General features: G+C 51.5%; 13 protein-coding genes. 6 read left to right on the forward strand and 7 right to left on the reverse strand.

Annotation, left to right across the window (positions count from 1 at the left end):
* Positions 1–639: 639 nt before the first annotated feature.
* On the forward strand, positions 640–810 hold the full coding sequence (locus tag OB13_RS04735) for a hypothetical protein (protein WP_461488996.1): 171 nt from the start codon (positions 640–642) through the stop codon (positions 808–810).
* Positions 811–937: 127 nt separating this feature from the next.
* Here the strand turns inward: OB13_RS04735 and OB13_RS04740 are convergent, their stop codons facing one another.
* The 4 genes from OB13_RS04740 to OB13_RS04755 form a co-directional block, all read right to left on the reverse strand.
* The gene (locus OB13_RS04740) at positions 938–1,552 is read right to left on the reverse strand and encodes a sterol desaturase family protein (RefSeq protein WP_461488997.1); all 615 of its coding nucleotides are present in this window, start codon (positions 1,550–1,552) and stop codon (positions 938–940) included.
* A 106-nt stretch (positions 1,553–1,658) separates the two neighbouring features.
* Positions 1,659–2,171: a shikimate kinase gene (locus OB13_RS04745; protein WP_461488998.1), complete on the reverse strand. Its 513-nt coding sequence runs from the start codon at positions 2,169–2,171 to the stop codon at positions 1,659–1,661.
* A gap of 73 nt (positions 2,172–2,244) precedes the next feature.
* Positions 2,245–3,336 (reverse strand): BT_3928 family protein, encoded by a 1,092-nt coding sequence (locus tag OB13_RS04750; RefSeq protein WP_461488999.1) that lies wholly within the window; start codon positions 3,334–3,336, stop codon positions 2,245–2,247.
* 106 nt (positions 3,337–3,442) lie between these two features.
* A complete protein-coding gene (locus tag OB13_RS04755; protein WP_461489000.1) occupies positions 3,443–3,997 on the reverse strand; it encodes a DUF1599 domain-containing protein in 555 nt (184 codons plus the stop codon).
* Positions 3,998–4,039: 42 nt separating this feature from the next.
* On the opposite strand from OB13_RS04755, the gene folP reads away from it, so the two are divergent.
* The 3 genes from folP (at position 4,040) to OB13_RS04770 (ending at position 6,493) form a co-directional block, all read left to right on the forward strand.
* Positions 4,040–4,897, forward strand: a complete 858-nt coding sequence (folP, locus tag OB13_RS04760; protein ID WP_461489008.1) for a dihydropteroate synthase — start codon at positions 4,040–4,042, stop codon at positions 4,895–4,897.
* Positions 4,894–5,739 carry a diadenylate cyclase CdaA gene (cdaA, locus tag OB13_RS04765; protein WP_461489001.1) on the forward strand — a complete coding sequence of 282 codons (846 nt, stop codon included), beginning with the start codon at positions 4,894–4,896 and terminating at the stop codon, positions 5,737–5,739. The genes folP and cdaA overlap by 4 nt, the downstream gene beginning before the upstream one ends.
* 397 nt (positions 5,740–6,136) lie before the next feature.
* A complete protein-coding gene (locus OB13_RS04770) occupies positions 6,137–6,493 on the forward strand; it encodes a hypothetical protein (protein WP_461489002.1) in 357 nt (118 codons plus the stop codon).
* Between the two features lie 94 nt (positions 6,494–6,587).
* Here OB13_RS04770 and OB13_RS04775 read toward each other — a convergent pair whose 3' ends face one another.
* The 3 genes from OB13_RS04775 to OB13_RS04785 form a co-directional block, all read right to left on the reverse strand.
* Entirely contained in the window at positions 6,588–6,794 is a 207-nt protein-coding gene (locus OB13_RS04775) for a PLDc N-terminal domain-containing protein (RefSeq protein ID WP_461489003.1), read from the reverse strand.
* A 99-nt stretch (positions 6,795–6,893) separates the two neighbouring features.
* Positions 6,894–8,090: a glycine C-acetyltransferase gene (gene kbl / locus OB13_RS04780; protein ID WP_461489004.1), complete on the reverse strand. Its 1,197-nt coding sequence runs from the start codon at positions 8,088–8,090 to the stop codon at positions 6,894–6,896.
* Between the two features lie 66 nt (positions 8,091–8,156).
* Positions 8,157–9,335: a hypothetical protein gene (locus OB13_RS04785; RefSeq protein ID WP_461489005.1), complete on the reverse strand. Its 1,179-nt coding sequence runs from the start codon at positions 9,333–9,335 to the stop codon at positions 8,157–8,159.
* A 429-nt stretch (positions 9,336–9,764) separates the two neighbouring features.
* Between OB13_RS04785 and OB13_RS04790 the strand changes: the two genes are divergently transcribed.
* Both OB13_RS04790 and OB13_RS04795 read left to right on the forward strand, forming a co-directional pair.
* Positions 9,765–10,742, forward strand: coding sequence for an NAD-dependent epimerase/dehydratase family protein (locus OB13_RS04790; RefSeq protein ID WP_461489006.1), 978 nt, complete (start codon positions 9,765–9,767; stop codon positions 10,740–10,742).
* Positions 10,743–10,979: 237 nt separating this feature from the next.
* Entirely contained in the window at positions 10,980–11,312 is a 333-nt protein-coding gene (locus OB13_RS04795) for a thioredoxin family protein (protein WP_461489007.1), read from the forward strand.
* The last annotated feature ends 262 nt before the right edge of the window (positions 11,313–11,574 follow it).

Here is an 11,574-nt window from a genome sequence, read left to right on the forward strand (position 1 = left end):
TTTAGGGCTGTATGACTCCCCTGCTTAATTTCCTCCCATAACTCATGCTCATCTTTGGAGTTTAGTTCAAGCTGGTGATTATCTGTATCCATCGATCAATGATAAAAATCTCATAGGTGATTGGGCTTGTAACCTGAATATTACAACAAAATTTAATATATATAATATATATGGCATATTCCTAATAGCAGCAGACCGATTTTGTTTGATGAACCAGAAACAGCTCGCTTTCGACGAAAACAGAAAGGTATACCATTGGAAATTTACTGCAAAGCAAGAGGCAAGCTAGCTTCGTTTGAACACTGAGGCTTTTACTACCGGAGAAGGGGGCACTCAGCACCGGGCTACCTGACGCCAAACTGCTGCAGGGCACAGATTGGACATACCTCCATACACAGCATCCCTAGCTATGATGGCTGATCAGGGGGTCCCTGGTTCAAGCCCAGGAGGGAGAGCAAAAGCCACTCATCGGAGTGGCTTTTTTGTTTTCTACCTTCCCCTAAGTCCCCGGCTTAACCTTTTCCGCTAAAAGCCAGTATTCTTCTATACATGGCGATATATTCATATAAGCGGATAGCCATACCTGACTTACAGGAAAAGGCATATTGCCTGTATCTGCTGCAACTAAAAACCAAGACTATGAACAGTTTAAGATTATATTTATCGGTGCTATTCGTCGTGATGGCTGTTACGCTAAGCAGCTGCGAAGTAATTGGAGACATATTTGAAGCCGGCATGTGGACAGCAGTTGTCATCATTGTGCTGATTGTGCTGATCATTGGCTGGATCTTCCGGAAACTAAGACGATAATAGAAAACAGGAAGGAGCCTCCGCAAAGGCTCCTTCCTGTTTTCTGGCCAGTTTATAGCGCATCGTGCAATGCTACCAAACAAAAAAGGGAGCCTTTCAGGCTCCCTTTGCTATTGTATCGGCTAGACTATTTTGTATTGGCGCGTTTGGGCATCGTGCCCAGGATATAATCCCAGAGCGGCGAAGAAACCCCGTAGGCCACATTCGGATCTTTGTAGTGATGAATACTGTGGTGTATCCACAACTGCTTCAGGAAATTTTTGGGAGGTGCATATGCATGCACAGCATAATGCACGAATAAATACATCGCGTATCCGAACAACAGCCCCGCCACTACGCCGAATACAAACTGCCCGAAGATCAGCTTGAACACAAAGAACAGGAAGGAAGCAATGAACAGGCTCACAATAGGCGGCATCGCCAGCCGGTCCTTGTCTTTCGGGTAGTCATGGTGGTTGCCATGAAAGGTGTACTGTATGCGTTCCTTTATGGGTGTATCCGTATCCATGTGGAACACGAAGCGGTGCGCCAGGTACTCCAGCAAGGAGAAAATAAGCCATCCCAGCAAAAAGAATCCGACAGCTTCCAGTACATTGATGAAGCTATAAGTGATGCCGTAGTAGATGAGCCCGATTGCAATAAAGATAAAAATGGAAATGGGGAAGGCAATGTGCGTTCTCGTCAACCTTTCCAGAACAGGATTCTGGAATATCTGAGCACGTCCTTTGTGATTAGGTTTCATAGTTGGATTTTGCTATTAACGTCTGTCAGCTGCAAAATTAGTCAAATATTCAAAAGAGAGTATGTTTAACCCGCTGCCATATGTAAGCCATAACGAGGTATGTTCGTTATGGTTTAAGTAACGTGATTAACCGGTCTATGTTGTAATTTTTGACGTCCCACCTGTGTTGGGCGCGCTCGTAAAACGCTCTCCTTTCACCTAATGTTCTGGCTATAAATTTATTAAGATCGGGCAACGATTTATCCACAAGTAGCGGGCGTAGGCTCAGATCCGAAGCATACAGTCTTCTGCAAATCTCCTCTGCCGGCACATCCAGGAAAACGCTGGTACCATGCTGGTTGATCAGCCGCATGTTGTCGAAAAAGCAGGGAGTGCCACCCCCTGTTGCCACGACCGCCTGCTCATACTCCTGTACCACGGCCTCCAGCGCCTGCCGCTCCAACTCCCGGAATCGCTCCTGTCCCTGCTGCTCAAACACCTGGGCGATCGTGCTGCCTTCCCGCTGTTCCAGGTACTCATCCAGGTCCACGAAGGTATAGCCCAGCCGCTCAGCCAACTGGCGCCCCAGGGTAGTCTTTCCGGACCCCATCATACCGACCAGAAAAATGAGCTGTTTCATCAAAGATGTTTATAACTTATACCTTCTCAACAGACAGGCTGTACGCCGGCAACGACTGGCTTAGCCCTGCCAACTAAAGTGCTGCTTTTACCTCGGCTATACCTGGTGTGTCGTTGTGGTGCCACATTCCTTTTACAGTGCCTTCCTGCAGCAGCATGATACCCGGATTGGAGCGGATCATGGTTTTGAGCACGGTACCATCGCCAAAGAAGTAAGGAGCCGCCAGCCCTACTTCGTGACGGAACTCCTCAAATTCCTGCTTTCCGGCAGAGGTGATCACGACCGGTGCTATACCTTGCTGCTCGGCATCCTGCACCAGTTGGTTGATCTTGTCGAAGTGATCGCGGTTGGCTTTGCTCACATTGTGCACCACCACCAACAACTTTGTTCCGGACAGTATCTCCTGCGTAAAATCGCCCTGGTCGTTCCATACATTAAAGTCGGTGATCTTTGGCCCGTCCTCCGGGTTGATGGCCACCATCTCTTTGAACTTGAATTCATCGCCCATCGGGTATTCCTCAAACTCCTGCTCCTGCCCGTCTTTCACCATGATGTACTTGTAGCGAAGCGGAGCTTTCGGCTTCATGAGCGTTGGGATATTATTGCCCACTTTGTAGGCACGGAAGTCGATGTAAGGCAGGTGCTCGTAAGCATACCAGCCGATACCGATCGATAGGATCGCTGTAAGTGCTGTCACGGTGGCGCCCACAGCCGGCCGTACGAAGGGCTGCAGGTACCGGCGCGTGAACAGCAGTACCACGATCATCACCAGCAGTACAATGTCTTTGGTGAATGACTCCCAGGGCGTGAGCTTGATGGCATCGCCAAAGCAGCCGCAGTCCGTTACTTTGTTGAAGTAAGCCGAATAAAAAGTGAGGAAGGTGAAGAAAACGATCATCACCAGCAAGGCTACCAGCACCTCTTTCAGCTTCCAGCGAATGAGCAAGGCTACCCCCAGTACGATCTCCGCCGCACTCAGGAAAATGGACAGGAACAAGGCGGCCGGCTTCAGAGACAGAAACAACGGCGAGATGTCTTCCGAAAACACCTCAAAGTACTCCTCCAGCTTGATGGCTGTACCGACCGGGTCGTTGATCTTGATGAGGCCCGAAAAGATGAAGAGCACCCCAACAAAGAGCCAAAAAAACTTACTTATGTATTTCATGTGAGTTTGAGAGTTTAAGAGTTTGGGAGTTAAGAAGTTTGAAAGTTTGGAAGGTAAAAGCGAACGCTGGCTTATCATTCCTTTTCTAACTTTCCAACTTTTACCTTTACTTTACTGTTTCTGCGAATCCCAGCAAGATCAGCGCAAACACGGCATAGTTGATCATGTCGCGGTAGTTGGCTTCCACGCCTTCCGAGATCAGCGTCTGGCCCTGGTTGTCTTCGATCTGCTTGGTGCGGTATAGCTTCATCAGGATGATGTCGGTGATAGAGCTCACGCGCATGTCGCGCCAGGCCTCGCCGTAGTCGTGGTTTTTGGCAGTGAGCAGCTGTATGTTTTCCTCGATGTGCCCGCTATACATGCGCTCCACTTCTTCTGCCGACAGCGTCAGCTCGGTGCTGCCCTGCAGGCTCAGCTGCATGAGTGCAATCACACTGTAGTTGATGATACCTACAAACTCATCCCGGATGTCGTCCTCTACCAGCTGCACCCCCTTCTCCTGGATCGAGCGTATGCGCTGGGCCTTGATAAAGATCTGATCGGTGATCGAAGGAAGCCGCAGTATACGCCATGCCGTGCCATAGTCGATGGTCTTTTTGACGAAGGTATCTTTGCAACGATTTACTACCTGATTATATTCCTGGAGTGTTTGACTAATCAACTTTTTAGCTTTAATTTTAAACAATTGACAGATACGCCAACATTGGAATCGAAAGATAAGTTTTTTCAAAAGAAAAGCACACTTAACTGCCGCGGAAAAATCCTTTCGCTGGACATCCCGCTGGTGATGGGGATCCTCAATGTCACGCCTGACTCCTTCTATCCGGGCAGCCGCCTGAGCTCTGTGGAGGAGGTAGTTCAAAGAGCAGAGGCCATGTTGCGTGACGGCGCCGACATACTCGATATAGGCGGTTACTCTTCACGCCCCGGTGCAGTGGATATATCAGAAACTGAAGAACTGGAACGCCTTATACCGGCCATTGAAGCTATCATCCAGGCCTTTCCGGATGCCATTATTTCGGTCGATACCTTCCGGGCCAGAGTGGCGGAAGCAACCATCGCGGCAGGAGCTTCCATCATCAACGACATAGGGGGAGGCACCTTGGACGAAGCCATGTTTGACACAGTAGCCCGCCTGCAGGTGCCCTACATTCTGATGCACATGCGGGGCACTCCGCAGAATATGAACTCGCTGGCCGCTTACGAGGATGTGGTGCTGGAGGTGATCGATGAACTGCAGCTGCAGGTAGATAAACTGAAAAAACTCGGCGTAAACGACATCATCCTGGATCCTGGCTTCGGATTTGCTAAGACCATGGAACAGAACTTTGTGCTGATGTCCCGCCTGGAGGAACTTCGTATCATGGAGTTGCCGTTACTAGTGGGAGTATCACGCAAATCCATGACCTATAAATTGCTGGGAATTGACCAGTCGGAGGCACTGGCTGGCACAATAGCGCTCAACACAATTGCGTTGGGAAAGGGTGCCGACATTTTGAGGGTACACGACGTAAAAGAAACTAAACAGACTATCCAACTATACACGAAAACAACGCATTGACATTTTTATTCACACTAGGGTTTTTAGAAATTGAGCTGCTCGATATCATCGACATCCTGCTCGTTACGGTGCTGCTGTACCAATTGTACAAGCTCCTGACAGGCAGTGTGGCCTTGAAGATTTTCCTGGGCCTGCTCTCTGTCTATCTGCTATACCTGGTGGTAAGGGCAGCCGGCATGGAACTGCTCAGCATCATACTCGGCCAATTCATGGGCGTGGGTGTGCTGGCAGCCATTATCGTGTTTCAGCCCGAGATCAGGCGTTTCCTCTTGCTTATCGGTAAAACCACCTCGCTTAACCACGACCGGTTCTGGGGATTTCCGTGGCGCCGCGAACAGGTAGATAAATTGAGCCTGACTCCTTTTATTGAAGCAGCCAAATCGCTGGCCGGCAAGAATACGGGTGCCCTGATCGTGTTTGCAAAGAGTTCCGAATTGAAATATTATGCAGAGTCAGGCGACCTGATCGACGCTGTGATCTCCAAGCGCCTGCTCATGTCGATCTTTAACAAGACTAGCCCGCTACACGACGGGGCTGTGATTATATCGGGTAACCGCATCAAGGCGGCCCGCTGTATCCTGCCGGTTACTGAAAACAATGATATCCCCGCTTCCATGGGACTCCGCCACCGCGCCGCCATTGGCTTGTCTGAAGTGACGGACAGCGTAGTGCTGGTAGTTTCGGAAGAGACAGGCCAGATTGCGTTGGTACGCAATGCAGAAGTATTTCGAAACCTCTCTTCGGCTGACCTTCGCGTCAAACTGAACCAGTTCCTGTTCGACACCGACCAAAAACCTGCCATATCACCTGCCGCTTCCGAAAAATCGGTCAGTGCAGCTTAAAAGAGCATCTTCGATAAGAAACCATTTAACAAGACGAGGCAGCCCTGTACAGGCTGCCTCGTCTTGTTTTGGAAAGAGCTTACTTTAATGTGAAGTTGAACAGCATACAGGTATAGCACTCTACAGGTATAGCAACCTGCTGCAAGGGCAATCTATTGCCTCCACTCTTCTCCCCTCTCGCACTCCGGGCACTGGCGCTCCCTCCCTGGAGTGAGGCCATCTTCTACAAAGTGGGGAATATCGTCTACACGTCTCAGCCGGGTTCTACACATTGCGCCTTTCAGTCGCAGGTTCATAACATTTTGATTAACAGCACCTTACGCCCATTTCAGCTTTCTGGCACGGTTATGCTATACTGGACTTTCGAAATCAATTTTTAATTAACCCAATTTTGATCATGAAAAAGGTAACTTTTATAGCAGCAGCCATTGCACTTCTTGGCTTTACTTCAATCGACGCGAATGCTCAAACTGCAACTCAGGCTGCTGAACAATCTCAGGCTGCCGGGCAGACGCCACAGCAGGCAGAAAACAAAGAAAAAGTTACAAAGGATAAACTTCCTGCACCTGTAAAAGCAGTGCTGGACCACGAAACTTATAAAGACTGGACGATCGGTGATATCTACAAGGTAAAGCCGGATGCCACTGCCCAAAACGGGAAAGTTCTTTATGAGATCAACTTAACCAACAAAGAAGGCCAGAGCGGCACGATCACCCTTGACGAAACAGGAAAAGACGCCTCTACGGAGGAGTAAAAAATTTTTATACTATACTTAGAATTACAAAAGAGCCTTCGTTATGCGAAGGCTTTTTTAATGCTCTATACCTTCCTATCATTCGATCAGGTGGCTATACCTTCGAACTCCTCCTTTTCCAGAACAGCCAGTACGCCGGCAACCCCAGCAGCGGCACTACCCATAACACCATCATCCAAAGCAGGCGCTCCGTCAGGTTATAATCTGTTTTAAAAATGAGGTGCGCAATGGACAGCACCACCCCGATGTAGTAGAGGCTGACCAGTATGATGATAGCTGATTGTACAGCAGCAATATCCATGGTATGGAGATAAATGTTAAAACTCCGGACAAGATATAAAAAATAAAAGCCACTCCTTCGGCAGGAGTGGCTTTTCGATGTCAGGTATAGGTATAGCTACTACTTGATCACACCCAACTCTTTGCCTACCTCAGTAAAAGCAGCAATACATTTGTCCAGGTGTACTCTGTCGTGCACGGCAGAGAGCTGCACCCGGATGCGGGCCTGGCCTTTGGGAACTACCGGGTAGTAGAAGCCGATCACGTAGATGCCTTTGTCGAGCATGCGGGCAGCAAACTCCTGCGCCAGCGGTGCGTCGTAGAGCATAACGGGCACAATCGGGTGATCGCCCGGCTTGATGTCGAAGCCCGCCGCGGTGATCTGCTCCCGGAAATATTTGGTGTTCCACTCCAGCTTGTCGCGCAACTCGGTCGTAGAGCTCAGCAGATCCAGCACCGCAATGGAAGCGCCTACTATAGACGGCGCCAGAGAGTTGGAGAACAGGTAGGGACGCGAGCGCTGGCGCAGCATATCAATGATCTCTTTGCGGCCCGAGGTGAAACCACCCATCGCGCCACCCAGTGCCTTGCCCAGCGTACCGGTGATGATGTCTACCTTGCCCATCACATTGTGGTACTCGTGTGTGCCGCGGCCTGTCTTGCCCATAAAGCCGGTGGAATGCGAGTCGTCGACCAGCAGCACAGCATTGTACTTATCGGCCAGCTCCGCAATTTTGTCCAGTTGCGCCACTGTGCCGTCCATCGAGAAGGCACCGTCCGTTACGATGACACGGTGCTTGGTGCCCGCAGCAACGGCTTCCTGCAGTTTCGCCTCCAGGTCCTCCAGGTTGTTGTGCTCATAGCGGAAGCGCTGCGCCTTGCACAGGCGAATACCATCGATGATGGAGGCATGGTTAAGGGCATCGGAGATAATAGCCGACTCGGCATCGTACAAAGGCTCGAACACCCCGCCGTTTGCGTCAAACGCAGCCGCGTACAGGATGGTGTCTTCGGTACCCAGGAACTCGGATAGTTTGCGCTCCAGCTCTTTGTGGATATCCTGTGTGCCGCAGATGAAACGCACCGAGCTCATGCCATAGCCATGCGTATCAATGGCGTGCTTGGCCGCCTCGATCACCTTCGGATGAGCAGACAGGCCCAGGTAGTTGTTGGCGCAGAAGTTGAGCACATGTGCCTGCTGCGTGGTATCGATGTCGGCGCCCTGCGGCGTGGTGATGATGCGTTCCTGTTTAAACAAACCGGCTTCCTTGATCTCGGCAAGCTGCTGTTCTAAGTCTGGTTTTAACGTCTCGTACATGCTGTATTTTCGTTGGTCCTTATTCGTTTTATCATTAGCACACAGGTATAGCTCCTGCTGTTGTGTTTATTCTTCTCCTTCTGCCTTTGGCGGCGGACGGCGCATGATGGGGCGCGGGCGCGGTGGCTTTGGTTGCTCCTGCGGCGCCACTTCCGGGGCATCCGTCTGCGCAGGTTCTGTGGCCTTCGGCTCTTCCTGCTGCGCACCTTCAGGGTCGGCAGGAGGTGTGGGCCTCCTGATGATCGGTCGCGGTCGTGTTGGTTTTGCTGCCTGCCCCGGTTCCAAATTGGCCTCTGGTTCCTGCGCGACAGCAGGCGCTTGCTGCTCCTCCGTGGGGTTTGCGTTGGGCTCAGCTGGTTTGGCCAGCGCTGCAGGCCGCCTGATCACGGGTCTTGGACGAGGCGGTATCGGTACTTCGCCAGCCGGCGTCTCCGGTTGTTCCGCCTCTGTTGAGGAAGCAGGCTCCTGCGGTGGTGGCTGCAAGGCAGCCGGACGCTTCATAACAGGCCTCGGGCGTGGTGGCTTCGGAGTGTCCGCAGCCACTTCAGCGGGCGGCACTTCTGCCGGAAGATTCTCCTCTGCTTTTTCTGCTGGTAATTTCTCCGCTGCTATACCCTCAGACGGTTTCTGCAGCGCAGCGGGCCGCTTGATGACAGGCCTTGGGCGTGCTGGTTTGGCCTCCTCTGCTGGTGCTGCAGCCTCTGCCTCCAGGGGCGCAGGTACATCGGATGCAGCCGGTGCTTCCGCCTCAGGCTTCGCTATAACGGGTCTTTTGATGACGGGCCTTGCACGCGGAACTGCCGGTGGCGCGCTTTCGCCGGCGGGCTGCTCCTGAGCTGTTGCTCCCTCTCCTTCTGCCGGCGGATGCTGTAAGGCTGCCGGCCTGCGTACGACGGGTCTTGGTTTAGATACAGCAGCAGGTGCAACGGGCTTTTCCTCAGCTGTTTCCTGTGGAACAGGCGAAGCAGTAGCTTCTGTTGAAATCGTGTCTTCGGCTTTGGCCACAGGAGCGGCGCGCCGGGCGGCTGGCCTTAGAGTGGCAGGTATAGCGGGTCTGGGCACATCCTCTTCCCGCAGGTGGTAGCGCAGCCGGATCGGGTTGAGCACCATCTTAACGGCTACATAGAAACTGTTTGGGTGCATCTGGGCATACATCTCCTCCCAGGCCATGTAGCGGGCCGTGTCCTCTGCCTCAAAGGCAGCTTTGTCTATACGCTTCTTTACCAGATACTCTTCAAACGTCATACTTCATCTGCCCAGCCATTTGGCTATACCTGCAAAGGTACAGACATCCGGTATAAAATACAGGTTAAAACCCGGCCCATTGCTCCATGCTGTACGCAATCCATACGCTCAGGCTCTACAAATATAAGAAAATCGCACTCCTGAAACAGGCCCGCATTATTTCTATTTTACTATTGCATTATATAATCATTAATTCTGGTCCTGCCTGTTTCAGCGCCGGATCTGCCGGCCTACCTTTGGGCCAAGGTGAAAAAATAGAGTAAGATTAGGTTAGTTTTGATGAAAACGCTTGCTGTCTGGCAGGCGTTTTCTCTTTTCAGAGGTATAGAAAACCTGTCTGCGTATACCTGAAAGCATGGTAATTCTCGTGCTTAGATTTTCACTATTGCACGGATTTCGGTTACTTTGCGCCACTAAATATTTCTGATTATGGCAAACACAAGTGACACGGTATTGGTGATAGGCGCTTGCGGACAACTTGGCTCTGAACTCACCTTGGAGCTACGCAACATGTATGGCGGATCGAATGTAGTGGCAGCCGACATATCGGCGCCAAAACAAGCCGATCTACGCGATTCGGGGCCTTTCGAGAAGGTGGATGTACTGGACCCGAAGGTATTGACCGATCTTGCCGCCAAATATAAATTCAAGCAGATCTATCACCTGGCGGCGGTCTTATCTGCCACCGGCGAGAAGAACCCGAAGTTTGCCTGGCGCCTGAATATGGAGGGCCTGTTCAACGTACTGGACCTGGCCCTGGAACATAAAGTGGAGAAGGTATACTGGCCCAGTTCCATTGCCGTCTTTGGCCCGAACACGCCACGTCAGAACACGCCGCAGCATACCATCATGGACCCAAATACCGTGTATGGAATCAGCAAGCAGGCAGGTGAGCGCTGGTGCGAATACTACTTTGAGAAGTATGGCCTGGATGTGCGCAGCCTGCGTTACCCCGGCCTGATCGGGTACAAAGCATTGCCAGGCGGCGGCACCACAGACTATGCGGTGGATATCTACCACAAGGCGCTGGAAGGCGAAACGTTTGAGTGCTTCCTGAGCCAGGATACCTACCTGCCCATGATGTACATGCCGGATGCCCTGAAGTCCACGCTGGACCTGATGCATGCGCCGGCAGAGCAGGTGAAGGTACGCAGTTCCTACAACCTGGGTGCCATGAGTTTCTCTCCGCAAGAGATTGCTGCTTCTATTCAAAAGCACATACCGGATTTCAAGATCACCTATAAGCCGGACTCCCGCCAGCAGATCGCCGACTCCTGGCCACAAAGCATCGACGACAGCGCCGCCCAGCAAGACTGGGGTTGGAAGCCAGCCTACGATCTGGACGCCATGACCGAAGATATGCTCCTCAACCTGAAGAAGATGAAGGAAGAGCAGACGCTGGCGTAGGTATAGCTTATCTTAAACAGACTCATGAACGGGTGGTGCAGCTGCACCACCCGTTTTTTTATGGCCTCCTTTTACAGGTATAGACACGTGGTTGGGATAACAGCTGTTGCCACCCACAGGCAGCGGCTGTTTTTGCTTTACTGCAGCTAACCTATATTACCGGCCCATCGTCTATACCTTTAGCTTAAAACCCAGCGCCATACCTTCAAATGGCCGGTTGCCCCAAAACGATGCACCATGAGAATAACTGAAATAACAGACCAGCAGCTGCGGCAGCTGATATTTGATAAAGAAAGAGTGATCGTAAAATTCACAGATGCCGCTTGCCCCGTATGCAACCAGCTGTCTCCCTCGTTCCAAAGACTATCCACCGAGCCTGAGTACCAGGATATTATGTTTGTCCGGATGAGTGCCAGCGAGAACCCAGTCTCCAGCCAGGAAGTGAAGCTGACCGGTACCCCCTTCTTTGCCACCTACCGGAAAGGAACAATTCAGGAGTGCGGTATTGTTGCTTCGGAGGAAGGCATTCGTGCCCTGCTCCGACAGCTCCTGCAGCCTGTTAGTGCGTAAGCGGCACATGCTTTGCCTACTCATAACTGTCTGCAAATGCTTACATTGCGACAAAATTAACGGCTCTAGCGCGTGTTCCGACTCACCAACCTCCAACTGGTTTTTATACTTTTCGTTTTGGGCACCGTCCTGGCTTTCCAGGGATGCTCCAGCACGTCCAGACTGACGGGCGCGGCTCCACCAGCCACGACAGCAGCTATCCCAACGTATCAGCCGCGCCTATCCTCTATCAGCATTCCGGTAGCTATACCTCTTTCCGCCA

The organism is Pontibacter sp. HJ8 (genome assembly GCF_054824225.1).